The organism is Streptomyces sp. NPDC051180 (assembly GCF_040689545.1).
Taxonomy (GTDB): domain Bacteria; phylum Actinomycetota; class Actinomycetes; order Streptomycetales; family Streptomycetaceae; genus Streptomyces.
The window spans coordinates 260,129-283,535 of the sequence record NZ_JBFBBC010000005.1; the positions used below are offsets into that span (position 1 = coordinate 260,129).

The following is a 23,407-nucleotide window of genomic DNA, read 5'->3' on the forward strand; positions in this document are numbered from 1 at the left end:
CAGTAGGGCGAAGGGCGGTCACCCCGGCGACGGGGTGGCCGCCCTTCGGCGTGCCCGGGGCCGGCTCAGCGGCCGGCCAGCTCCCAGACCGCGACGAGGACGCCGGCGCTCGCGGTGAGCGCGGCGATGCTGGTCAGCGGCCAGCGGGAGCGTTCCAGCTCGTCGAGGCGGGCCTCGTGGTCGGCGAGCTGCCGGTCGGTCTGGTCGCTGCGCTGGACGAGCAGCGCGAGGGAGCCGTCGACTCGGGCGAAGCCGGCCTCCAGCGTGCCGCGCAGCCGTTCCAGTTCGACGGCGACGGCGACCGGGTCGTTCGGGTCAGACTCGGTCATCGGCACCGCCCGGGGTGGTGCTGCGCAGCCAGGACGGCAGCAGGTTCTGCACCGCGTCGAGGGCCATCACACGGGCCAGCCCGCCGGCGACGGCCAGCGCCCCGGCGACCCAGGGGAGGGTGGCGGGGACGCCGGAGGCGTCGACGATCGCGGGGAGCACGACGGCGATGCCGACGGCGGACTGGAGGACGGTGCGGGCCGTGCGCTTGGCGGCATCGGACATCGGGTGACTCCTTGCTGTGGGGGGTCGGGGGGTGCCTACTGCGTGTACGGGACCTTCAGGGCGTTCCAGGAGGCGGCGCCGGGGACGCCGTCGGCGTCCGAGCCGCGGAAGCCGAGCTTGTGCTGCCACTTCGCGTAGCCGAGCCGGTCCGCCTCGCTCCAGCGGGGGCCGGGGCCGACGGTGTACGCGGAGCAGCCCTCGGCGACGAGGCGGCGGCCCATGGCCGTGATGACCGGGGAGCTCGTCTCCTTGCGGAAGAACGAGGCGCCCGGGAACGGCTGGAGGCGGGGTGCGGCCGGCTTGCCCGTGGAGGGGACGTTCTTCGACGGCGTCTTGTTCAGCCGGGCCTGGACCCGGTCGCGCAGGGTCGGCATGCCGAAGCCCCGGGGGTCGTTCTTCCAGTCGGACCACTCCAGGTGGCCGATGACGGAGCGGGCGCCCCAGCCGTGGGCCCGGCACAGGGCGGCCGAGACCCGTTCGATCGCGTCGAGCTGGGCGGCCGGCCAGGGGTCGTTGCCGGTGCCGAGGTTGACGCACTCGAAGCCGTAGAAGCGGGAGTTGCCGTCGACGGCGCCGGGGCTGCCCTGGTGGACGCGGGGGGCCGGCGGCCGGTCCCCGTACGTCTCGCTCATCACGGCCCGGAGGACCGACGGGTCGCCCCCGCCGGCGTGGTTGGCGCGGCCGTTGGCGACGAGGTGGACGCTGCCGTCCTTGGCGATGACACCGTGGCAGAGCGGCCCCGGCAGGCCCTCGTACCCGTCGAAGCAGAGCTCGACGGAGGAGGCGGTGCCGCTGGAGACCGTGTGGTGGATCATCACGCCGGTGACCGGGCCCCAGGCGCCGACGTGGTTGCGGCTGTGGGTGCGCCAGCCGGGGTGTTCGACGACGGTGACGCCTTCGGCGCGGAGCGCGGCGACGAGCCGTTCCGCGGTGAGGGGAGTGGCCATCTGGTGTCCTCCGGACAGGTGTGCGGACATGAAAAAAGCCCGCACCGGGGGAGCCGGTCGGGCGGGCGTACGAGGTGGGGCGCGGGTGCGTCCCGGTCGGCCGGAGGGCCTACGGGACGGGCGGGGCCGGCGGGGCCCAGGTCGCGCAGAGCGCGGCGCAGGCGGCCCGGCGGGTCTCGAAGTCGGCGAGGGCGGCCGTGACCGCGCGCTGCACGGCCGTCTGGTCGGGGACGGTCGGGACGCCGTCCCGGGCCTCCACGACGACCAGGCCGGAGCCGCGCAGGGTGGCGTCGCCGGTGCCCTTCTCGGTGAGCTCGGCGGTGACGTACACCGAGGGGTACTGCCCGGTCACCGGGTCGCGCTGCAGGGTGTAGCCCATGGTGTTGTCGTACACGCGCACGGTCAGGGTGTGGCCGTCCTCGGTGACGACGGCGCGGCCCGCGTAGTCGATGGTCACGCCCCAGGGCTGGGTGGGGTCGATGGTCATGGGTGCTCCTCGTGGTCGCTGTGCGGCGGGTGGGTCAGGTCTGGGCGCCGTGGATGAGGACGGGCTGGGCGTAGACCGTGCCCGCGGTGGCCAGCGCCTGGATCTCGATGTACATCGTCTGGCCGAAGCGGGTCTTCATGTCGCCGGGCAGCAGGCCGAGGTGGTCGTAGATGGTGCCGGCGGTGACCACGGGCCCGAAGGGGACGCTGTCGACGAGCACCCGGATCTGGCCGGCGCCGCCGGTCGACGCCGCCGTGTTGACGGCGAGCCGCATCTTCGGCTGCCAGATGGGGTTGGAGCAGCGGGCGATCGTGGTGAAGGCGCCGGCGGTGGTGGAGGGCCACTTGCTCGTGTCGCTCGGCAGCGGCGGGGTGAGCGGCAGCCAGGGCCGGGCGAGACCGCCGGTCATGATGTCGTCGGCGAAGATCTCGTGGTTGTAGCCGTCGAAGATCCGGAACAGCGGCCGGGTGATGGTGACGCTGCCGGTCTGCGGGGGGCGGAACTCGTTGACGGCGGGGCGGGTGTTGACGGCGGTGGACAGGGCCTTGAGCCGGCGTTCCATCTGGTTCAGCCGGTCGATGATGTCCTCGGGCAGCTGGGGCATCAGGACTCCTCGAGGTAGAGCTCGGCGGTGTCGGAGCGGCCGCGTTCCGGCGGGGTGACCTTGACGCCGATGATGCGGTAGCGGGCGTCGAGACCCTGGGCGAACCACTCGTCGTGGATACGGATGCGGGCCATGCGCCCGATGAGCGCGGGCGGCACGATGCCGCCCAGGTGGATGGTGATCGCCGGGATCACCACGGCGCCCATGACCTGGTTCAGCTCGGCCGACGCCAGTGCCTCCAGGGCGAGTTCGTCCGTGACCTCGTTGTGGTCGGAGGACAGGTCGATCAGGGGCCAGCCGTCGGCGAGCAGCTCGCTGCGGTACTGCTCCTTGCCGTACAGCGGGCGGGACTCCTGGGCCGCGTTGCCGTTCGCCGAGGCGCCGCGGGCGACGGCGGTGGTGGCGCCGCGCGTCGCGTCGTAGGGGAAGGAGTACGACAGGATGACGCCGGGGCGGTCGAAGAGGAGGTCGGTGGACCCGTTGACGATCTTCGGCTCCCCGAGCCGGAGCTGCCGGATGCGCTGTCCGGAGACGGGATCGCGGTAGACCAGGATCTGGTGCTCGAAGCCGTCCTGCATCTCGGCGATCTGGTTGAGCGCGTCCAGGTACACGGTCTCGTCGCCCCTGCGCCACGAGACGGTGCGCTTGACCTCGGGCTTGCGCGGCACCTCGTCGCCGAACGAGATCCCGAGGCGCTTGGGGTTCTCCGCGTCCGGGTCGCCGGGGTAGGTCTGGACGTCGAGCTCCGCCCACAGCCTGCGGGCGATCACCAGCTGCTGGGTGGGGGTGTCGTACGTGATGTCGGTGCGGATGCGCCGGCGGCCCGCGTACGAGTCGAACGTGGCGGCCTGGATGCCGAGGGTCAGCACCCCGCGGCCGCTGGACTGCAGGGTGGTGGTCCAGACGATGCCGCCCCACCACAGGTCGCCGCCGCGCTCCAGGTAGACCGCGGTGCGGCCCTCCCGGACCTTCTTGACGCGCTCGGCGATGGCCTCGTCGGGGATGGGGATCGTGCCGGAGAGCGAGCCGGCCTTGCCGATGTAGTCGTCGAAGGAGACGTCCCGCAGGGGGAGGATGTCGAGCGTCTGGTCGGTGAGCAGGTCGCAGAAGATCGCCCGGTAGGGCGTGTCGATCGTCATCGAGGTCCCCTCAGAGGACGTAGGTGGCGGTGATGCGGATGCTCCGGCCGGCGGTCAGGACGCCGTTCGCGGACCAGGTGCGCACATGGACGTTGCCGTCGGGCGAGAAGGTGAACGCGCCCTGGCCGTAGAAGTCGGTGCCGGACGCCTCGTACGCGAACGAGGGCCGCCAGCCCGCCGGCAGGGTGCAGACCAGCTCGTCGGGGCTGAGGTTGCCGGCGGTGGTGGCGGTGAGGTCGGCACCGCTGCGGGACACCGTCACGGAGACGGTGGCCACGCCGCGGGTCCTGCGGCCCGCGAAGCCCACGAGGGTCCAGCCGGCGGCAGGGGTCGCCCCCGTGCCGCTCGTCTCCACCTCGACGGGCGGCTGGTAGGCGGTCCAGGCGTTGTTGTTCCAGCGCTGGAGCTGGCCGCCGGAGTCGCGGTACTGGCCGGAGTAGCTGCCCGTGGTGAGGGTGCCGCTCGGCGCGATGCCGCCGATCTCCTTGGGGTAGGCGACCCAGGCCGTGCCGTCCCAGCGCTGGAGGAAGTGGGCGTTGTCGTTGTCCTGGTACTGGCCCGGGTAGGAGCCGGGGACGCCGGCGTTGTTGTAGACCGGCAGGATGCCGCCCGCCGCGACCAGCGTGGTGCGCAGGTCGGTGGAGGCGCCGCCGGCCCAGTCGATGCCGCCGTTGCCGGCCGAGGCCCCGGCCTTGACCTTCACGCTGAACAGGACCAGCGAGCGGGCCGGGGCGGCCGGGGCCACCGGGGCGGCCTTCGCCTCGCCCTTGACGATCTCGACGACGGCCTCGTACCTGCCCTGGGTGTCGGCGTCGTGGTCGTGGACGCGGAGCACGACCAGGTCGATCCGCGGGTTGAGCGGGTCCCCGTCGCCGAAGGTGACGGCCATGTCCTGGTCGAGGGCGACGGGGTAGGCGCCGTCGGCATTGGTGCCCTGGACGACCGCCCGGCCGTGGTAGACGGTGGCCGTCATCGGGCCGGAGGAGGCCATCCACAGGCCGCCGACCCGGGACCTGCCGTCGTACGAGCCCGGCAGGATGCCGGACCGCGAGGCCAGCGGGTTCACGGGGGTGGTGGCGCCGATGTGGGTGAGACGGGTGTGCTGTCGGGTCTGGCCGGTGGGCGTCAGCCAGCCGGATCGTACGGGCATGCGGTTCTCCTGTCGGGCGGGACGGGGGCGGGGCGGCGGCCGCGTGGGCTCAGTACTGCGGGGTGACCTGCATGAAGCTGTTGTCGAACCACGCCCGGATGTTGGCGTGCGTCGTGCGGTAGAACGCGGTGAGCGTGTACGAGGCGCCCGGCGTGAGGCCGCTCAGGCGCTGCACCGTCGAGGCGGAGACACCGTCCGCCGGGGCCACCGAGCGGCCGCCCTTCACCGCCAGCTCGTCGTCCAGGTCGCGGACGACCGTGGCGCCCTGGGTGATCTTCAGGCACATCCAGGCGCCCGCGGCGGCGTTGGTGCCGGACTCCAGGATGGTCTCCACCCGCGAGCCGAAGGTGATCAGCACGCTCTTGGACGGCGGGGCCGTGAAGGTCAGCGTGAACGGGTTCGTGGTCCGGTCGAGCAGGGTGTTCACGTAGGTCGTCGACAGGGTGTAGCCCGCGTCCTGCTGGTCGGCGAAGTACGGCCCCGGGAACGCCGGCGCCCACGCCGTGCCGTTCCAGCGCTGGAGCACGCCGGTGGTGTCCCGGTACTGGCCGGTGTAGCTGCCCTGGGTGGTGGAGGCGGAGGCCGGGATGATGCCGCCGACGGCCTCCGGGTAGGACACCCACTTGCCGCCGTCCCAGCGCTGGAACTGGCTGTTCGGGGTGTCCTGGTACTGGCCCGGGTAGGCGCCCGGCTGGACCGGCCCCTCGACCGGCAGGATGCCGCCCGCGGAGACGACGGTCGAGCGCAGGTCCTTCAGGGCCGAGGCCCAGGGGATGCCGCCGTTGCCCGCGCTGGCGCCGATCGGGACCCGCACCTCGTACAGCGGGAGGCTGCGCGCCGGCACCGGCTGCGCCTTCGGGTTCGCCTCGGGGACGCCCTGGATGACCTCGACGACGGCCTCGTTGCGGGTGCCCTCGTACAGCTTGTCGTAGATCCGCAGGACGACGAGGTCGATCCGGTCGAACTGCGCGTTGCCGGCGGCGAAGGTGACGACCTCGGAGGTCGGCAGCGTCACCGGGTAGGCGCCCTGGGAGATGTCGCCCTGGATGACCGCCCGGCCTTCGGAGACGATCGCCGACATGGCGGCGGAGTTCGTCATCCAGAAGCCGGACAGCCGGTACTTGCCGTCGTACGAGCCCGGCAGGATGCCGGACCGCACCTGGACGGGGTTGAGCGCGTTGGTGGCGCCCATCTGGGTGAGGCGGGTGTCCTCGCGGGTCTGGCCGGTCTCGAGGGTCCAGCTGCTGCGCAGGTTCATGGCGTTGCTCCAATCGGGGTTACGGGGAGGGCGGGGTCAGGACCGGATCCACTGGGCGGAGAGGTTGCAGTAGTAGCCGGAGCCGCCGAGGGTGCGGACCGCCGCCGTGTGGTTGTGGTAGCCGGCGAGCTGCACCACGTTCCCGGCGGTGAGCTTGACCAGGCCCTGGCCGCCGACGGTGACCGCTCCGGTGGAGGCCGGGGCGAGCCAGGTCATCCGGGGGACGCCGACCCCGCCGACGGTGACGCGGGCGCCGCGCACGCCGGTGGTGGAGTCGCCGTTCCAGGCGACGTGGCCGGACACCCGCCACCAGCCGGTGCGCGGGACGACGAAGCTGTCGGTGCCGTTCCAGCCGGTGAAGTCGTCGATGTCGACGCCCTGGAGGGTGATCGGCGTCCACGTGCCGGTCGGCACGCTCTGCATCGCGGTCTGGGAGGCGCTGAACAGGATCGTCGCCTTGCCCTCGGCGTACTGCCAGGCCGAGCCGTCCCAGCGCTGCAGGATCCCGGCGTTGTCGCGGTACTGGCCCGCGTACCCGCCGCTGGTCATGGTGCCGTGCGGGGCGATGCCGCCGATGTGCTTCGGGTACGAGATCCAGGTCGTGCCGTCCCAGCGCTGCAGCAGGCCCGCGACGTCGCGGTACTGGCCGGCGTAGGCGCCCTTGAAGCCGCTGGTCGGCATGATGCCGCCGAGCGCCGTCATCGGGTAGTGCTGGGTGGTGACCACGCCCGGGGTGGTCCACTGGACGCCGCCGTTGCCGGCCGAGGCGCCGGCCGGGACCGACACCGTGTAGAGCGGGAAGGCGCTGCCGGGACCGGAGTTGGGGGCGACCGGGGCGGCGGCGGGCGCGCCCTTGACGAGCCGGATCACGGCCGTGGTGGAGCCGCTCCTGTCGTAGGCGTCGTCGAGGACGGCCAGTTCGATCAGGTCGATCCGGCCGTTCTGCGGGTCGCCGTCGGCGAGGGTGAGCGTCTCGGGGGCGGTCACCGCGAGCATGTACGCGCCCTGGGCGGTGTCGCCGCCCTGGATGACGGCCCGGCCGGTGCCGATCGAGCACTGCATCGGTCCGGTGCCGGTCAGCGCCAGGCCGCCCGGCACGATGCCGGGGCGCGAGCGCAGCGGAGTCTCCGCCGCGCTCTGTCCGTTCGGGGTGAGGAGCGCCGACAGGGCGATCCGGGTGTCTTCCCGGGTCTGGCCCGTGGGCTGGAGCCAGGCGGCCCGTACGGTCATGGGTTCACCTCTTTCGTGAGGAGGGGGAAGCGGGCGAGGAGCGGGGTCCGGTCACCACTCGGCGCTGCGCCAGCGGACCGTCATCACGGCCTCCGGCGTCGCCTCGTCGGGCCGGAACGCCAGTTCCGTGCGACCCGGTTCGAGCACGAAGAGCTCCTCCGGGCTGGAGTCCGCCATGGCGGTGTGGCGGCGGGACGCGGTGCCGTTGAGCATCACGGTGCCGTTGGCGGTGTCGACGACGAGCTCGTCGCCGGCGGCCAGGTCGATGGCGTACCGCAGCCGGCGCTTGCTGATCCGCTCGGTGACGGTCGGCATGGAGCACGGACCGCGGAAGGCGATCAGGGGGTGGGCGGCGGCGGAGCCGGTGTTCTCGGCGACGGCGTCGCCGGTGGAGGTGGCCTGGCCCCAGGAGAGCGGCCACTGCAGGCCCTCCGGCGGCCAGGTCAGGCCGGTCTCGGGCTGCGGGGCCGTGGTGCTCGCGGTCTGCTCGTTGACGGCGTAGCGGCGCGGGTCGGCGGCCAGCCACTGGATCGACATCCTCGAACTGCCCTGGGTGGCGAAGCCCTGGTCCGCGGGGACCACGCGCTGGGCGATCCGGGCGCGCACGGCGAGCATCTCGCCGTGCAGCCGGACGGTGAGCCAGCGCTCCTCGTCGAGCAGGGCGAGGGACTGCCGCAGGGCGCGGATGACCTCCGTCGCCCCGTTGAACTCCGGCATCAGCACGACCGTGCCGGCGATCTTGCGGGGCTTGGCGTACCGGGAGCCGGGCCAGGCGCCGTGCGAGGTCGGCCGGTCGGCGTCGGAGGAGTCGTACTCGGGCAGGTCCTCCCAGCCCTGGAGGCCGGACCTGTCGACGTTGAACGGGGTGCCGGGGCCGATGAGGAGCCCGGCCCACTGGATCTGCCCGTCCTGGGTGATCAGCGAGCCGGGCGCGAGGTCGGCGGTGAGGTCGCTGCCGGCGTAGGTGGTTGTGGTCTCGGCCATGGGGCCGTCACCTCACTTCTGGTGGGAGGTCGGCGGGTGTCACGCGCGGGCGGTCGCGAGGAAGAGCAGGTCCTCGGCGGTCGACCGGGGGCCGGCGCCCGGGTCCTCGTGGAAGTCCCGCACGCGGTACGGCTTGCGGGGCGGTTCGGTGAGCGCGGGGACGCGGCGGTGCTCCAGGTCGGAGATCGGGTCGATGCGCGGCGCCTCGGACGCGCCGGGGAAGACGACACCGCCCTCGGCGAGCATCGGGATCTTGTCGAGGTCGACGCCGAACTTCTTGCCGAGGAGGCTGAAGCTGAGCTTGTCGAGCCCGTCGATGATCCAGTTGGCGAAGGCGATCAGCCCGTTGATCGGGCCCTTGACGACGCCGAGGACGGCGCTGAGGGCGCCCTTGACCAGATCGCCCATGCCCCGCAGGGCGTTGGCGACGGCGTCCTTCGCGTGCCGGAAGAAACCCGGGATCTTGTCGGTGATGAAGGACAGGACCGGCTTGACCGCGTTCTTGATCCCGCCGATCGTGCGCGAGGCGATGCCGCGCAGGGCGTGGGAGGCGGAGGTGACCGTGGTGCGGACCCGGGAGATCCCGCCGATCCCGCTGCCGATGATCTTCAGTGCGCCCGTGAAGAGCGTCAGGTACGCCTTGAAGTACGTCCCGACGGCCTGCCCGATCAGCTTGATCACCGGCTGCAGGAACGTCCAGACCGACTGGAAGCCCTTGAGCGCCGCCTGGAACACCTGCTTCATGATCTTCTGGCCGGTCTCGGTCTGCATCGCGTACTCGATGAGCCAGGCGGCGACCGGTACGAGGATGCCGACGAGGAAGCCGATCGGGTTGGCCCTCATGGCGAGGTTGATGCCGGTCATGGCGACCGAGGCGACCGTCATGACCGTGCCGTAGGTGTCCATCAGCCGGGTGATGGTGTCGGTGACGGGCAGCAGCGGGGCGAGGAGGGCGAGGACCCCGCCGACGGCGGGGCCGAGCTTCCCGGCGACGGTCCTGGCCTTGCCCGCGGCGGTGCCGAGCTTCCTGACGCCCGTGGCCGCCTTGGACTGCTTGAGCCGCCGGACCGAGGTCGCCGCCCCCGACGCGGTGTTCCCCAGGGTGCGGACGGAGGTGCCGGCGGTGCGCAGCGCGGTGGTGAGACCTCCGATGCCGCCCGCCGCCCGCTGGACGTCCTGCCGCAGCCGCTTGAACGAGTCGCCCGCCTGACCGGCGCCCTGGCGCAGGGAGGCCATCGCCGGAGTGACCGTGCCGAACCTCGGCATGGCGACCGCGGCACTCATCCGCGCGCCTTCGCCAGGTACATCAGGGCGTCCGCCGTGGACTGCGGGTCGCTGTTGCGGGCGGCGTGGTAGTTCTCGATGTGCAGGCCGGGGCCGTTGGCGCCGCCCGGGTGGCCCTGGGCCAGGCGGGCCCGGCGGGCGGTGAGGGCGAGCAGCCGGTCCAGCTTGGACAGCGGGAGGACGGCCTCGGCCTCGCCGGCCTCGGCGAGGATGGCAGGGACGCCGCCGGTGCGGGGCATGACGACACCACCGGTGGCCAGCATCGGGATGGTCGGGATGTTGACGCCGAAGGTCTTGCCTCCGACGACCGGCACCCAGCCGGGGACGCTGACCTTGACCCCGTTGACGGCCCGGATCATCCGGTTGATCAGGCCGATGACGGCGTTGATCGGACCGGACACGCCGCTCTTGATGCCCTCGAACGCCCGGGACGCGATGTCCCGCAGGCCGTTCCAGATGGAGGACATCTTGTCCTTGACGGCGGAGAAGGCGTTCGGGATCGCGCTCTTGATCCAGTTCACGACCGGGGTGATGACGGCCTTGATGCCGTTCCAGACGGTGCCGATGACCGCCTTGATCGCCTTCATGACGGTCGTGATGACCGTCTTCCAGATGGTGACGTAGGTCTTGATGACGGTGGCGACGGCCTTGACCACGGTGGAGACGGCCTTCTTGATGCCGTTCCAGACCGTCTTGATCAGGTCGCCCGCCTTCTTCATGATCGGGCCGACGGCCTTCATGACCGAGCTGATGACCGTCTTGACGGCGTCGAACGCCTTCTTGAGGATCTTCTGCATCGTCTTCGACTGCAGCGCCATGTCGACGATCTTCTCGATCAGCGGCATGAACAGTTCGATGAGCCGGGCGAGGAAGTTGCCCTTCATCGACTTGTTGAGCTTGTCCTGGCCCTTGGCGGCCTTGCCCGCTCCGGACTCGTACTTGCCCATCTTGGTGCCGGCGGACTCCGCCGTCCTGCCGGCCTTGGACATGGCCTTCTCGGCCTGGTCCGAAGCCGTCTTGAGGTTCTTGAGCTGGGTGTTGGAGCCTTGGGCGTTGGTCTTGAGGGACTGCAGCTGACTCGACGCCGTCTTTCCGGCGTCACCGACCTTCTTGACCGAGCTTCCGGCGCCGGACGCCTGCGTCTTGAGGCTGCGCAGGGAGTCGGACGCGTTCTTCAGGTTTCTGACGAGAGACATGGGTCACCTCCTTTCGGGGGGTGGGGGTCAGGTGGCCGCGCCGCCGAGCTCGTCGTTCAGGGAGCTGACCGTCCGTGCGAACTCCCGCAGCTTCCCGGCGAGGGTCCCGGTGTTGGTGGCGAGGTTGTGCGCCGCGTCGGCCGCGCCCTGGAGGGGGGCGGCCTTGGGGATATTGGCCGTGTCGAGTCCGTCCACGGCGAGCTTGAGCTTCCCGACGGCCTTGGCGACCTTGGAGATGTGGCCGGGGTTGGCGTCCTTCACGGCATCGGTGATCTTGCCGAGGCTCTTGGCGACCCTGCCGAGGGTCGAGGCGTTCGGGGCTTCGGTGACGGCCTTGGCGATCTTGTCGACGCCCTCCGCCGTCGGCGTGAGCTTGGCGGCGCTCGGCATCTTGCGGAAGTTGGTGACGAAGCCGGGGGCGCGCTGGTTGAACTTCTCCAGCTCCGGGTTGAGCGACTCCAGCTGTCCGCGCAGGGCGTCGAAGTTGGCGTTCTGGGGGATGTCGGCGAGGGTGCCGCCGCCTCGGGCGACCCGGCGCTCCCGGTCCTCGATGGCTGTTCGGGGTTGGCGGGTGAGATCGCCGTTCTCGTCGTAGCCGCGGATCAGCCCGTCACGGCTGATGAGCTCCTGGATGTCCCGGCGCAGGCCCACGAACTTGCCCGCCAGGTAGACGCTGAGCGCGCCGATGACGAGGGCCACCATGCCGCCGACGACGGTCGACCCCCAGTACTTGAAGGCCGTCCCGAAACCCTCGCCCTCGTAGAGCTTCTCGATACCGGCGGCGATGCCGTCGAGGCCGGCGGCCTCGAAGTACTCCGAGACCGGGTTCTTGACGACCTCCTTGTGGATGTCCTCGATCTTCTCCTTCATGTCGCCGACGAGCTCCAGGGGAGCCAGCTTCTGCTTCAGCCACTCGGTCGTGGGCAGCCAGCCGCCGTCGACCTTCCGTACGTAGTGCCTGATGCCTGCGATCTGGAGTTGGAGGTCCTCGTTCGTTACTTCTGCCATGATTGCTCCGCTTCCGGCCCGTGGGGGCCAAGCGCCGAAAAGCCCCTGCCGGTGGGGGCAGGGGCTCGTTCGTGCGGGTGCAGCCGGCGCTGCTAGGCGTCGTCGTCCCGGCGGGGGCCGCGGCGCATCGTCGCGAGGGCGTCGTTCCAGCCCGCCGTGTACGCGAGGGTCTCGTAGCGGGAGACCTCGGCGTACAAGGTGCCGAGCAGGGCTCTCTTGTCGAGGGCGACGGGTCCGTCGAGGAGCTGGCGGAGGCGGTCCTGGAGAGGGATCTGCGGTCGCGATGCCTCGGCCTGCTGGGTCATGGACGCCTGCCTTCCGGTTGCTTGCCCGTGCGTGTGTGGCGGCGCCGCGGAGTGAGGAGCGGGGGCACCACGTGTTCGAACTACTGTGCGAACAGAGTGTGGAACATCTGTTCGAGGTTTGTCGAGCGGGAAACGCCTGACGGTGTGTCTTCTTGCGCGTTTTCCGAACGTGTTGGCGGCTGAACGGCTCATGTGTTCGACCGGGTAACCTGGAAGACGCGTTCCCCGGACCGGACCACTCCTGGGGGCGAGGGGCGCGAGGGGCGCGCGGGGACCCCAGGGGGCTGGAAGGCAGCACTGACCATGGATACGGAGCCGGGTGCCAGTCACCGGGAGCGGGTCGTCGACTGGCTGGCCGCCCACCCTGATCTGCCCCATCTCTTCGCGTACCTCTCGGAACTCGTCCATGTGTCCGGGTACGCCCCCGAGGACCTCGTCGTGATCCCGAGAGCCGAGGTCGACCGCCGGGAGACGGCCGCGTTCACCGCCGGCTGGGCGGAGGCCGTGTCCGACGAACTGCCGCGCATCCGGCGGGAGTACGAGAGGCGCGTCGCCGACGCCTACGCCCAGGGCCAGGGTGACGCGCGTGGAATCCGCCGCCCCCAGCGGCGCACGGGCGCCGGTCAGGAAGGCGCCCGGGTCATCGCGCTGCCCTTCGCCCGGCTCCTGGAACCGCCCGCCGCCGTCGTCGAGGCCGAGGAGCGCGTCCGCAGGGAACGCGAACAGTTCGACCAGCGGGCCGAACCCGGTCAGCGGGCCGAACCGGAACGGCGCCCCGTACCGGGACAGCGGTCCGAGTCCGGCCTGCGAACGGGACCGGGCCAGAGCCAGGGCCAGGGCCAGGGTGCGGGGCGGCGGCCCGGTCAGGAGGAGCCGCCCGAGGCGGACGCCCCCGACGGGGAGGTCGAGCCCGAGCACCGGAGCGCGTACGAGCCCGAGGGCGAGCCGGACGTCCTGGTGACCGCCCAGGAGAGCCGGGCCCGCCGCAACGGCCGCCCGGTGCGGAAGGTCGTGCGCGGCAAGGGCGGCCGGCCGATCGTCCCGCCGCTGGCCGGAGTGCCCGTCGGCCCGCCCGCCGACCGGCGCGAGGCCGAGGCCGCCGAACCGGACGCGCGCGCGGGCAGGGGGCGCCGGCTGTCCGACCGGGCCAGGGCCCTGGAGAAGGACATGGGCGCCGAGCGGGGACGGGAAGAAGCGCCCCCGGAGCCCACTCCCTGACGGGAAGGGGCTCCGGGGGCCGCGGGATCACCCGAAGAACCGGGCGATGGCGTGGTGCGACGGCAGGGCGCTCTCCTCTGCGGGCGCGCCCTCCCCGCCGGTGACCGGGTCCGCCGACGCCTCCGCGCCGTCCTCGCCGTCGGTGGGGGCACCGGGACGGGGGACGGGCGTCGGAGCCTCCGGCGGGTCGGAGTCCTCACCGGTGTTGACGCAGGCGAACATCCAGTTGGAGATGGCCAGGTGATCCACCGCCGCCGCCAGCAGATGGTCGCCGATCGACCACTCGGCGGCCTCGCCGTGGAGCTCGCGCTGGACGGCGCTGTCCCGCGGCAGGTGCTTGATCAGCACGAGCACGCGGCGGCTGGAGAGCTCGCCGCGGTGCCAGTCGAGCAGGTCGACGGCGTAGTAGCGGAGGAGGTCCGCCTCAAGGGCCTCGGCGTGTTCGTCGACGAACTCGGCGAGGCTCAGTCTTCCCCCAGGCCGAGCCCGGTCTCCTTGCCGTACGCCTCCAGGATGGCGGCGATGTCCTGCATGGTGGTGTCGTGCTGCTCGAAGCGGGAGAACTGCGCCTCACCCATCAGGAGTGCGAGCAGCCCGTCCACGTCGTTGTCGTCGAGCTTGCGCAGCGCCTTCGCGGTGGCACGGCTCAGCTCGGTGGGAAGGGTGTAGCTCTCGCCGTCCAGCTCGAAGGACCAGGCGCGGCCGTGGGCCTCCTGTCGCTGGGCGCGGGCGGCGTTGACGTCGAAGCGGGCCATGGTGATGCGTACTCCTTGTTCGCGTGAGTGAGGAGGAGAGGGGTGGGGCGGGCCGGCGGTGTGCCGTCCCGCCCCGGGTGGAGAGGGATCAGACCGTCGCGCTGTACTGGCTGTCCTTCATGAGGAAGGTCGCCAGCGGCTTGCCGTCGCCCTTCGACATGGCGCTGAAGGTGACGCCCAGCTGGGACGCCGCCTTGCGGGCCAGCTTGATGTCGTCGGTCGCGGTGACCTGGCCGCGCGGGATGATGAAGCGGTACTTCACCGCGGTCGTGCCACCGGCCTTGACGTCGGTGAACTCCAGGCCGAGGGCGCGCACGTCGGCGAACGGACGCTCGGCGATCTCGTACCGGTAGGTGTCGACGGCCGGCGTCGGCTCCGCCTTGACGGCGTCGCCGCCCATGAAGAAGGGCAGGGTGTCCTCGTTGAACTGGAGCAGCGAGAACTTCAGCGAGAGGTCGCGGCTCGAGTAGATGTAGTGGACCGGGGAGACCGACTGCCACGAGTCGATGGCCTCCAGCTTGTCCTTCTTCGAGAAGGTGACGCCGTCGCCGGAGGTGAAGCCGAGGTCCTTCCAGCCCGCGCCGGACCAGTCGGCGGCGGAGTCCGTGCCGAAGGTGGCCGGGGCGGACGTGCCGGCGTCGGCCACGTAGAGCTTGCCGGTGCCGGCGACGCGGATCTCGGCGGAGTTGTTTCCAGCCATGGTGGGGTTTCTCCTTGGGTTGGGTGGTGACGACCGCCCCGGACGTCGGGTCCGGGTACGGCAAAGGCCCCGCCGGACGGCGGGGCCTGGTCTGTGGGCGAGCGCCCGTCGGGGAGCCGCGCGGGCTCGGGGCGCTCGAAGGCCCGAGCCGCCGGGAGGGGCGGTCGGGACGGCGGACGGATCAGGGTCCGTCCGGGCTGTCGGGGCCCGGAGGACGCCCGCGGGGTCCCGTGAGGCGCTCGGGGAGGCTCAGAAGACGCTCAGGGAGAGGCGGATGACGCAGAGGTAGCGGTTGGCGCCCCGGTAGAGGTAGTCGGGCATCCAGCGCGGCCCGTCCTGCTCCTCGACGTCGTGGACGACGTTGTTCGCGCCGAGCTGCTTGCCGATGGTGGCGAGCAGCGCCCGCCGGGCCGCGTTGGCGAGGACGTGGGCGGCGGTCTTGCTCGGCCCGTACACCTCGAACTCGATCAGCGGCATGTCGACGTGCAGGTCGCCGATCCAGGCGCCGCCGCGGCGGTTGACCAGGACGGCGCTCTGGGTGCCGTCGAAGCCGGCCGGCGCGCCGGCGGCGACGGTGACGCCGGCGAGGGCGGGGTCGGCCTTGAGGACGTCGACGACCAGCTTCTCGACGTCCGGGAAAGCACTCGGGGGAGTGGTCATGACGGTTCTCCTCGGGAGAGGGGACGGGTGCGGGACGGGGGCCGTCCGGGGCGCTCCGGCGGGAGGGGCGGGGCGCGCGGCAGCGCGCCCGGACGGCGAACGGCGGAGACTGCCGCCCGTCCTGCGGGCGCAGCTCCGCCGCTGCACCAACTGTGACAGAGAGCGTGCGCGCACGCAACTAGTTCGGGACCCCTGTGCCCCGGGCCCGGGATCACCACTGGATAGGTTGGCCGTCACCGAACCCCAGGGAGCCGCCCGTGTCCGCCGACCGCCCCCACCTGCTCTACGTGACCGACCTCGCCTACCCGGCCCGGGGGCGGCGCTACTGTGACGAGGACATCCAGCTCACCGCCCGGCTGCGCGCCGACTTCGACCTGGCCCTCTGCCACCCGCTCGACGCCGCCGCGCTCATGGCGGACTTCGACGCCGTCGTCGTCCGCAACAGCGGACCCGTCCTCGGCTACCGCGAGGAGTACGACGCCTTCCGCGAGCGGGCCACCGCCCTCGGCACCCGCGTCTACAACCCGCTGCACGGCCGCGGCGACATGGCCGGCAAGCGGTACCTCCTCGACCTGACGGCCGCCGGCCACCCCGTCATCCCCACCGTCGACCGGCCCGAGGACCTCCACCGGCTGCCCGAGGCCGAGCGGTACGCGGTCAAGCCCAAGGCCGGCGCCGACTCCATAGGGCTGCGCTTCCTGCCGTACGAGGAACTCGCCGGCCTCTCCTACGGAGACCTCCTCGTCCAGCCGCGCGTCGACTTCCGGTACGAGGTCTCCTTCTACTTCGTCGACGACCTCTTCCAGTACGCCCTGTACGCCCCCGACCCGGAGCGCCGCTGGGTCCTCGAACCGTACGAGCCGACCGCCGAGGACCTCGCGTTCGCCCGCCGCTTCATCGCGTGGAACACCCTCGACCACGGCATCCAGCGCGTCGACGCCTGCCGCGCGCCCGACGGGGAGCTGCTCCTCGTCGAACTGGAGGACCTCAACCCCTACCTCTCCCTCGACCGCGTCCCCGAACCGGTGCGCGAGCGCTTCGCCGACGCGCTCGTCGGCTCCCTGCGCGCCTTCCTGGCGGCATGACGAAGCGCCCCGCGTCCACAGGGGACGCGGGGCGCTCAGGGGGCGGGGCGGCGGGACGGGGGCGGGGCGCTCGGCGCCGGGCCCGCACCGGCGGGGGATCAGGCGGTACGGGGCCGGCGGCGGGCCAGCCGCTCCGCCGCGAACACGTCCTCCAGGCGGAAGAGCTGCGCCCGCCCCGCCCGGCCCGCCGCCCGCAGATGACCCAGCTGGACCCACTTGCGGATCGTCGCGGGCGCGACCCCCGCCTCCTCGGCGGCGAGCGGCCCGGGGATCAGCGCGGGCAGCGCGGGCGAGCTCAGCATGAGGTCTCCTTCGTGTCGTCCATCGCCGCCGCGATCTCCTCGGTACCGGTCCCCGAGGCGTCCGACAGCTCCTGCCACTGCCCCTCGGGCCACAGGTGCCGGTAGGCGGGGTCGTCCTGGCAGCCGCAGGCGGCGTCCGTGCAGACGCACGCCGGGTTCACGCACAGCACCGCGCGGCGGTCGGGGAACGCCCGCAGCGACACCGAGTCGCACCAGGGGCAGCGGCCGGACACGCGGACGACCGTCTCGGCGTCGCCCAGCGTCCGGGCGCACCGGCGGGCCATCCGCCGGATCTCGTCGCGGACGTGGCGGGCGAGGTCGGGGTGGGCGGCGACGGCGTCGATCACCCCGACGATCCGCCGCAGCCGCTCGATCACCCCGGCCCGGCGCGGGCGCGGCAGCGCGAGCCGGGCGCAGACCGCCTCCTCCAGCTCCACCACCCCGTCGGTGATGTCCCGGATGGCGTCCGAGATGTGCAGCCGGATCGGGGCGGCGCCGTGCCCGGGGACCGACAGGCCGTGACGCTGTTCGAGGAGCAGCGCCTCCCGCCGCTCCTCGCGGATCAGTTCGTCGCGGCCCGGGTGCGGGGCGGTGGGCGCGCTCCCGGCGGGGGAGCGGCGGCCGGGCGCCAACTCCTCGGCCAGCTCGGGGAACTGGCGGACCAGGGAGGCGGCCCAGAGCGTGATGTCGCGCAGCACGAGCTCGACGGTCCGGCCGGCGGCGGCCGGGACGGGGCGGGCGGTGGGGGCGCGGTCGGCGCCGGTCCGGGCGGTCCGCCCGGCGGAGGTGCGGGGCGGGCTTCCGGCGGGGCGGGTCTCCGCGGTGCCGGTGTCCCCGGTGCGGTCAGCCACGGCGGCCGCTCCCCGCCCGTGCGATCGCCTTCGCCACGCGCTGGGCGTCCGCCGGGCGGCCGTTGCGCCAGAGGCGGCCGGCGCAGACGCCGTCGAAGTAGCTCTCGGCCGGGGCCACCGCGGAGGCGCACTCGCGGCGGACGGGGCAGTCGGCGCAGGCCCGCAGGGCCGGGGCCGCCTCCTGGGCGCGGCGGGCGAAGACGACGGACGGGGAGAGGCCGGCGCACGCGGCGTGGGCCTGCCAGGGGGACGGGTCGGGTTGGAACAAGGGAGTTCTCCACGGTCCGGGGCCCGTCCGGCTCCATGGGGCCGGTGGGGCTCCTGGGGCTCGGGGGGCCGACGAGTGCGGCGGCGAGCCAGAGTTACACGTTGCGTGCGAGCGCGCAACAAAAAACCCGCACGGCGGCGCGGACCCTTCACCGATTCGACACGATTGCGTGCCCGAAAGCACGTAATTCCGTGCGCGCAAGCACGCTAAGGTATGGGATCCGGAGGGTGGGGGAGCGAGGAGCGGTACACACATGAGCACTCAAGGGCTCGACGAGTTCGCAGGATGGGTCGAGGGCCTGATGCGGGCGCGCGGCTACGACATCGACAGCCCCCGCGGCGGCGGCAAGTCCCGCATCGCGGACGAGGCCGGCGTGCACCGCGCCGCCGTCACGCGGCTCCTGCAGCGCCAGAGCATGCCCGACCTGGAGACCATGCGCAGGATCGCCCCCCTGCTCGGCGTCTCCGTCCGCGACATGCTCATCCGGTCCGGCCGGGTCAGCCCCGAGGAACTCCCCCTCGCCGCGGACCTGCTGCCGCCCGACGACTGGCAGCCGACGATGGAGGACTTCGCCCGCTGGCTCGGCGTCCCCGACGAGCGCCTCGGGGTCTTCGTCAAGGTCGTGAACCAGTTCCTGGAGCCCGACGCGGAGGCCGTCGAGGGCCCCGCGGCCGTCGAGCCGAGGCGCACCGCCCGCGACTGACCGCGACGGATCGCCACCGGGCGCGACCGGCGGCCCCTTTCCGGGCCGCCGGTCCTCCGTGCGTGCGGGCATTTGTTTTGACCGGAGTCCGTGCGGTAGGTACGCTCATGCCTTGTGCCTGGGGTGTGCCTGGGCTCGCGTGCGTGTCCTCAACCGCACAGCGAGTCATATATCGGCCACCGTGATCCGCGCCGTTCCCGCCTCGTGCGGGAGGTCCGCGAGATCCGACACACCCGACCGCGTGGGTCGGTGAATGTTCCAGGTTAGTTTTACCGACGGCACACAGAAACCGGAGAAGTAGTGCCTACGATCCAGCAGCTGGTCCGTAAGGGCCGGCAGGACAAGGTCGAGAAGAACAAGACGCCCGCACTTGAGGGTTCCCCTCAGCGTCGCGGCGTCTGCACGCGTGTGTTCACGACCACCCCGAAGAAGCCGAACTCGGCGCTCCGTAAGGTCGCGCGTGTGCGTCTGACCTCCGGCATCGAGGTCACGGCCTACATCCCGGGTGAGGGTCACAACCTGCAGGAGCACTCCATCGTGCTCGTGCGCGGTGGCCGTGTGAAGGACCTGCCGGGTGTTCGTTACAAGATCATCCGCGGTTCCCTCGACACGCAGGGCGTCAAGAACCGTAAGCAGGCTCGCAGCCGCTACGGCGCCAAGAAGGAGAAGTAAGAATGCCTCGTAAGGGCCCCGCCCCGAAGCGCCCGGTCATCATCGACCCGGTCTACAGCTCTCCTCTTGTCACCTCGCTGATCAACAAGATCCTGCTTGACGGCAAGCGTTCCACCGCCGAGCGCATCGTGTACGGCGCCATGGAGGGTCTTCGCGAGAAGACCGGCCAGGACCCGGTCATCACGCTGAAGCGCGCTCTCGAGAACGTCAAGCCGGCCCTCGAGGTCAAGTCCCGCCGTGTCGGTGGCGCCACCTACCAGGTGCCGATCGAGGTCAAGCCGGGCCGCGCGTCCACGCTGGCCCTCCGCTGGCTCGTCGGCTACTCCCGCGCCCGTCGCGAGAAGACCATGACCGAGCGCCTCATGAACGAGCTCCTCGACGCCTCGAACGGCCTCGGAGCTGCGGTCAAGAAGCGCGAGGACACGCACAAGATGGCCGAGTCCAACAAGGCCTTCGCGCACTACCGCTGGTAGTCGCAACCCACATCGAGACCGAGAGAAGACTGAGCCGATATGGCTACCACTTCGCTTGACCTTGCCAAGGTGCGCAACATCGGCATCATGGCGCACATCGACGCGGGCAAGACGACCACCACCGAGCGGATCCTGTTCTACACCGGCGTCTCGTACAAGATCGGTGAAGTCCACGACGGCGCTGCCACGATGGACTGGATGGAGCAGGAGCAGGAGCGCGGCATCACGATCACGTCCGCCGCGACGACCTGCCACTGGCCGCTCGAGAACGTCGATCACACGATCAACATCATCGACACGCCGGGTCACGTCGACTTCACCGTCGAGGTGGAGCGTTCGCTGCGCGTGCTCGACGGTGCTGTCACCGTGTTCGACGGCGTGGCCGGTGTCGAGCCCCAGTCCGAGACTGTCTGGCGTCAGGCGGACCGCTACGGCGTTCCGCGTATCTGCTTCGTCAACAAGCTCGACCGTACGGGTGCCGAGTTCCTCCGCTGCGTCGACATGATCGTGGAGCGCCTCGGCGCCGTCCCGATCGTCATGCAGCTCCCGATCGGCGCCGAGATGGACTTCCAGGGCGTCGTCGACCTCGTCCGCATGAAGGCCCTCGTCTGGTCCGCCGAGGCCAGCAAGGGCGAGATGTACGACGTCGTCGACATCCCGGCCTCGCACACCGAGCTCGCCGAAGAGTGGCGCGCCAAGCTGGTCGAGACCGTCGCCGAGAACGACGAGGAGCTCATGGAGCTCTTCCTCGAGGGTGTCGAGCCCACCGAGGAGCAGCTCTACGCTGCCGTCCGTCGCATCACCATTGCCTCCGGCAAGGGTGGCGGCGAGAAGACGGTCACCCCCGTCTTCTGTGGCACCGCGTTCAAGAACAAGGGCGTCCAGCCCCTGCTCGACGCGGTCGTGCGCTACCTCCCCTCCCCCCTGGACGTCGAGGCCATCGAGGGCCACGACGTCAAGGACGCGGAGCTGGTCGTCAAGCGCAAGCCGTCCGACGACGAGCCGCTGTCGGCCCTCGCGTTCAAGATCGCGAGCGACCCGCACCTCGGCAAGCTCACCTTCGTCCGGATCTACTCCGGTCGCCTGGAGGCCGGCACCGCGGTGCTGAACTCCGTCAAGGGCAAGAAGGAGCGCATCGGCAAGATCTACCGCATGCACGCGAACAAGCGTGAGGAGATCGACTCGGTGGGCGCCGGCGACATCGTCGCCGTCATGGGCCTCAAGCAGACCACCACCGGTGAGACGCTGTGCGACGAGAAGAACCCGGTCATCCTGGAGTCCATGGACTTCCCGGCGCCGGTCATTCAGGTCGCCATCGAGCCCAAGTCCAAGGGTGACCAGGAGAAGCTGGGTGTCGCCATCCAGCGTCTCGCGGAGGAGGACCCCTCCTTCCAGGTGCACTCGGACGAGGAGACCGGCCAGACCATCATCGGTGGTATGGGCGAGCTTCACCTCGACATCCTCGTCGACCGCATGCGTCGCGAGTTCAAGGTCGAGGCGAACGTCGGCAAGCCGCAGGTCGCGTACCGCGAGACGATCCGCAAGGCCGTCGAGCGACTTGACTACACCCACAAGAAGCAGACCGGTGGTACCGGTCAGTTCGCCAAGGTGCAGATCGCGATCGAGCCCATCGAGGGCGGCGACGCCTCGTACGAGTTCGTGAACAAGGTCACCGGTGGCCGCATCCCGAAGGAGTACATCCCTTCGGTCGACGCGGGTGCGCAGGAGGCCATGCAGTTCGGCATCCTGGCCGGCTACGAGATGACGGGCGTTCGCGTCATTCTTCTCGACGGTGGCTACCACGAGGTCGACTCCTCCGAGCTGGCGTTCAAGATCGCCGGTTCGCAGGCGTTCAAGGAGGCCGCGCGGAAGGCTTCGCCGGTCATCCTCGAGCCCATGATGTCCGTCGAGGTCACCACGCCCGAGGACTACATGGGTGAGGTCATCGGCGACATCAACTCCCGTCGTGGCCAGATCCAGGCCATGGAGGAGCGCAGCGGCGCCCGCGTCGTGAAGGGCCTCGTGCCCCTCTCGGAGATGTTCGGCTACGTCGGCGACCTCCGCAGCAAGACCTCGGGTCGCGCAAGCTACTCGATGCAGTTCGACTCCTACGCCGAGGTTCCGCGGAACGTCGCCGAGGAGATCATCGCGAAGGCCAAGGGCGAGTAACTCTCCCGAGTTCACGCTTTAGGCTTGACACCAGTCGCCGGGGTTTCGACCTCGGAACCCCGAGAAATCGGCCCCGGCGTACTGGCATCCCAGCAAAGATCACCTGGCGCCGATGAAGCAAGGCGTACAGAACCACTCCGCAGGAGGATCAAGTGGCGAAGGCAAAGTTCGAGCGGACTAAGCCGCACGTCAACATCGGTACCATCGGTCACATCGACCACGGTAAGACGACCCTCACGGCCGCCATTACCAAGGTGCTGCACGACGCGTACCCGGACCTGAACGAGGCTTCGGCCTTCGACCAGATCGACAAGGCTCCCGAGGAGCGCCAGCGCGGTATCACGATCTCGATCGCGCACGTCGAGTACCAGACGGAGTCGCGTCACTACGCGCACGTCGACTGCCCGGGTCACGCTGACTACATCAAGAACATGATCACGGGTGCCGCGCAGATGGACGGCGCCATCCTCGTGGTCGCCGCCACCGACGGCCCGATGCCGCAGACCAAGGAGCACGTGCTCCTGGCCCGCCAGGTCGGCGTTCCGTACATCGTCGTCGCCCTGAACAAGGCCGACATGGTGGACGACGAGGAGATCCTGGAGCTCGTCGAGCTCGAGGTCCGTGAGCTCCTCTCCGAGTACGAGTTCCCGGGCGACGACCTTCCGGTCGTCCGTGTCTCGGCGCTCAAGGCGCTCGAGGGCGACAAGGAGTGGGGCGAGAAGCTTCTCGGCCTCATGCACGCGGTGGACGAGTCCATCCCGCAGCCCGAGCGTGACGTCGACAAGCCGTTCCTCATGCCGATCGAGGACGTCTTCACGATCACCGGTCGTGGCACCGTCGTCACCGGTCGTATCGAGCGTGGTGTCCTCAAGGTCAACGAGACCGTCGACATCATCGGCATCAAGACCGAGAAGACCACCACCACGGTCACCGGCATCGAGATGTTCCGCAAGCTGCTCGACGAGGGCCAGGCCGGTGAGAACGTCGGTCTGCTCCTCCGTGGCATCAAGCGCGAGGACGTCGAGCGCGGCCAGGTCATCATCAAGCCGGGTTCGGTCACGCCGCACACGAACTTCGAGGCCCAGGCGTACATCCTGTCGAAGGACGAGGGTGGCCGTCACACCCCGTTCTTCAACAACTACCGCCCGCAGTTCTACTTCCGTACCACGGACGTGACCGGCGTCGTGACCCTCCCCGAGGGCACCGAGATGGTCATGCCGGGCGACAACACCGCCATGAGCGTTGAGCTGATCCAGCCCATCGCCATGGAGGAGGGCCTCAAGTTCGCCATCCGTGAGGGTGGCCGGACCGTCGGCGCCGGCCAGGTCGTCAAGATCACTGCCTGATCTTGAACTGACCTGGTAGCTCCCAGGAGCTGCCGAGCAGTAAGGGGAAGGCCCCGCACCG

Annotated in this window: 28 protein-coding genes; 7 read left to right on the forward strand and 21 right to left on the reverse strand. The window is 71.0% G+C overall.

Going from position 1 to position 23,407, the window contains the following annotated elements; translation table 11 throughout:
- Positions 1-65 precede the first annotated feature (65 nt).
- The 14 genes from AB0424_RS12495 to AB0424_RS12560 form a co-directional block, all read right to left on the reverse strand.
- Positions 66-329, reverse strand: coding sequence for a hypothetical protein (locus tag AB0424_RS12495; RefSeq protein WP_366304544.1), 264 nt, complete (start codon positions 327-329; stop codon positions 66-68).
- Positions 316-552 carry a hypothetical protein gene (locus AB0424_RS12500; protein WP_366304545.1) on the reverse strand — a complete coding sequence of 79 codons (237 nt, stop codon included), beginning with the start codon at positions 550-552 and terminating at the stop codon, positions 316-318. Before AB0424_RS12500 ends, AB0424_RS12495 begins: the two co-directional genes overlap by 14 nt.
- A 35-nt stretch (positions 553-587) precedes the next feature.
- Complete coding sequence (locus AB0424_RS12505; protein ID WP_366304547.1) at positions 588-1,499, reverse strand: peptidoglycan-binding protein; 912 nt, start codon at positions 1,497-1,499, stop codon at positions 588-590.
- Positions 1,500-1,608: 109 nt separating this feature from the next.
- Positions 1,609-1,986 (reverse strand): ATP-binding protein, encoded by a 378-nt coding sequence (locus AB0424_RS12510; RefSeq protein WP_366304549.1) that lies wholly within the window; start codon positions 1,984-1,986, stop codon positions 1,609-1,611.
- Between the two features lie 34 nt (positions 1,987-2,020).
- Positions 2,021-2,590 carry a hypothetical protein gene (locus AB0424_RS12515; protein ID WP_366304550.1) on the reverse strand — a complete coding sequence of 190 codons (570 nt, stop codon included), beginning with the start codon at positions 2,588-2,590 and terminating at the stop codon, positions 2,021-2,023.
- Entirely contained in the window at positions 2,590-3,729 is a 1,140-nt protein-coding gene (locus AB0424_RS12520; protein ID WP_366304552.1) for a hypothetical protein, read from the reverse strand. Before AB0424_RS12520 ends, AB0424_RS12515 begins: the two co-directional genes overlap by 1 nt.
- Before the next feature lie 10 nt (positions 3,730-3,739).
- Positions 3,740-4,879: a hypothetical protein gene (locus AB0424_RS12525; protein WP_366304553.1), complete on the reverse strand. Its 1,140-nt coding sequence runs from the start codon at positions 4,877-4,879 to the stop codon at positions 3,740-3,742.
- A 49-nt stretch (positions 4,880-4,928) separates the two neighbouring features.
- On the reverse strand, positions 4,929-6,137 hold the full coding sequence (locus AB0424_RS12530) for a hypothetical protein (protein WP_366304555.1): 1,209 nt from the start codon (positions 6,135-6,137) through the stop codon (positions 4,929-4,931).
- Between the two features lie 36 nt (positions 6,138-6,173).
- Complete coding sequence (locus AB0424_RS12535; protein ID WP_366304556.1) at positions 6,174-7,367, reverse strand: hypothetical protein; 1,194 nt, start codon at positions 7,365-7,367, stop codon at positions 6,174-6,176.
- 51 nt (positions 7,368-7,418) lie between these two features.
- Positions 7,419-8,351: a phage tail protein gene (locus tag AB0424_RS12540; RefSeq protein WP_366304558.1), complete on the reverse strand. Its 933-nt coding sequence runs from the start codon at positions 8,349-8,351 to the stop codon at positions 7,419-7,421.
- 39 nt (positions 8,352-8,390) lie between these two features.
- Positions 8,391-9,635: a tape-measure protein gene (locus AB0424_RS12545; RefSeq protein WP_366304559.1), complete on the reverse strand. Its 1,245-nt coding sequence runs from the start codon at positions 9,633-9,635 to the stop codon at positions 8,391-8,393.
- Complete coding sequence (locus AB0424_RS12550) at positions 9,632-10,831, reverse strand: phage tail protein (RefSeq protein WP_366304561.1); 1,200 nt, start codon at positions 10,829-10,831, stop codon at positions 9,632-9,634. Before AB0424_RS12550 ends, AB0424_RS12545 begins: the two co-directional genes overlap by 4 nt.
- Before the next feature lie 27 nt (positions 10,832-10,858).
- On the reverse strand, positions 10,859-11,839 hold the full coding sequence (locus AB0424_RS12555; RefSeq protein WP_366304563.1) for a hypothetical protein: 981 nt from the start codon (positions 11,837-11,839) through the stop codon (positions 10,859-10,861).
- A gap of 92 nt (positions 11,840-11,931) precedes the next feature.
- The gene (locus AB0424_RS12560) at positions 11,932-12,144 is read right to left on the reverse strand and encodes a hypothetical protein (RefSeq protein WP_366304565.1); all 213 of its coding nucleotides are present in this window, start codon (positions 12,142-12,144) and stop codon (positions 11,932-11,934) included.
- A gap of 303 nt (positions 12,145-12,447) precedes the next feature.
- On the opposite strand from AB0424_RS12560, the gene AB0424_RS12565 reads away from it, so the two are divergent.
- Positions 12,448-13,362 (forward strand): hypothetical protein, encoded by a 915-nt coding sequence (locus AB0424_RS12565; protein WP_366304567.1) that lies wholly within the window; start codon positions 12,448-12,450, stop codon positions 13,360-13,362.
- Positions 13,363-13,389: 27 nt separating this feature from the next.
- Here AB0424_RS12565 and AB0424_RS12570 read toward each other — a convergent pair whose 3' ends face one another.
- The 4 genes from AB0424_RS12570 to AB0424_RS12585 form a co-directional block, all read right to left on the reverse strand.
- The gene (locus AB0424_RS12570; protein ID WP_366304568.1) at positions 13,390-13,716 is read right to left on the reverse strand and encodes a hypothetical protein; all 327 of its coding nucleotides are present in this window, start codon (positions 13,714-13,716) and stop codon (positions 13,390-13,392) included.
- A 110-nt stretch (positions 13,717-13,826) separates the two neighbouring features.
- Complete coding sequence (locus AB0424_RS12575; protein ID WP_366304570.1) at positions 13,827-14,117, reverse strand: hypothetical protein; 291 nt, start codon at positions 14,115-14,117, stop codon at positions 13,827-13,829.
- An 88-nt stretch (positions 14,118-14,205) separates the two neighbouring features.
- Positions 14,206-14,817 (reverse strand): phage tail protein, encoded by a 612-nt coding sequence (locus AB0424_RS12580; RefSeq protein WP_187623348.1) that lies wholly within the window; start codon positions 14,815-14,817, stop codon positions 14,206-14,208.
- Between the two features lie 249 nt (positions 14,818-15,066).
- Positions 15,067-15,477 carry a hypothetical protein gene (locus tag AB0424_RS12585; protein ID WP_366304572.1) on the reverse strand — a complete coding sequence of 137 codons (411 nt, stop codon included), beginning with the start codon at positions 15,475-15,477 and terminating at the stop codon, positions 15,067-15,069.
- A gap of 257 nt (positions 15,478-15,734) precedes the next feature.
- Between AB0424_RS12585 and AB0424_RS12590 the strand changes: the two genes are divergently transcribed.
- Positions 15,735-16,562, forward strand: coding sequence for a hypothetical protein (locus tag AB0424_RS12590; protein WP_366304574.1), 828 nt, complete (start codon positions 15,735-15,737; stop codon positions 16,560-16,562).
- Positions 16,563-16,660: 98 nt separating this feature from the next.
- Here AB0424_RS12590 and AB0424_RS12595 read toward each other — a convergent pair whose 3' ends face one another.
- The 3 genes from AB0424_RS12595 to AB0424_RS12605 all read right to left on the reverse strand — a co-directional run bounded on the left by AB0424_RS12595 (position 16,661) and on the right by AB0424_RS12605 (position 17,983).
- On the reverse strand, positions 16,661-16,864 hold the full coding sequence (locus tag AB0424_RS12595) for a hypothetical protein (protein ID WP_366304576.1): 204 nt from the start codon (positions 16,862-16,864) through the stop codon (positions 16,661-16,663).
- The gene (locus AB0424_RS12600; RefSeq protein ID WP_366304787.1) at positions 16,858-17,562 is read right to left on the reverse strand and encodes a hypothetical protein; all 705 of its coding nucleotides are present in this window, start codon (positions 17,560-17,562) and stop codon (positions 16,858-16,860) included. Before AB0424_RS12600 ends, AB0424_RS12595 begins: the two co-directional genes overlap by 7 nt.
- Positions 17,563-17,707: 145 nt before the next feature.
- On the reverse strand, positions 17,708-17,983 hold the full coding sequence (locus AB0424_RS12605; RefSeq protein ID WP_366304577.1) for a WhiB family transcriptional regulator: 276 nt from the start codon (positions 17,981-17,983) through the stop codon (positions 17,708-17,710).
- Positions 17,984-18,236: 253 nt separating this feature from the next.
- Between AB0424_RS12605 and AB0424_RS12610 the strand changes: the two genes are divergently transcribed.
- The 5 genes from AB0424_RS12610 (at position 18,237) to tuf (ending at position 23,346) form a co-directional block, all read left to right on the forward strand.
- Complete coding sequence (locus AB0424_RS12610) at positions 18,237-18,686, forward strand: helix-turn-helix transcriptional regulator (protein ID WP_366304579.1); 450 nt, start codon at positions 18,237-18,239, stop codon at positions 18,684-18,686.
- A gap of 300 nt (positions 18,687-18,986) precedes the next feature.
- On the forward strand, positions 18,987-19,358 hold the full coding sequence (gene rpsL, locus AB0424_RS12615) for a 30S ribosomal protein S12 (RefSeq protein WP_003948652.1): 372 nt from the start codon (positions 18,987-18,989) through the stop codon (positions 19,356-19,358).
- 2 nt (positions 19,359-19,360) lie between these two features.
- Positions 19,361-19,831 (forward strand): 30S ribosomal protein S7, encoded by a 471-nt coding sequence (rpsG, locus tag AB0424_RS12620; RefSeq protein WP_015035567.1) that lies wholly within the window; start codon positions 19,361-19,363, stop codon positions 19,829-19,831.
- Positions 19,832-19,870: 39 nt separating this feature from the next.
- Positions 19,871-22,000, forward strand: a complete 2,130-nt coding sequence (gene fusA / locus AB0424_RS12625; RefSeq protein ID WP_366304581.1) for an elongation factor G — start codon at positions 19,871-19,873, stop codon at positions 21,998-22,000.
- A gap of 152 nt (positions 22,001-22,152) precedes the next feature.
- Positions 22,153-23,346, forward strand: a complete 1,194-nt coding sequence (gene tuf / locus AB0424_RS12630) for an elongation factor Tu (RefSeq protein WP_033201985.1) — start codon at positions 22,153-22,155, stop codon at positions 23,344-23,346.
- Positions 23,347-23,407 lie beyond the last annotated feature (61 nt).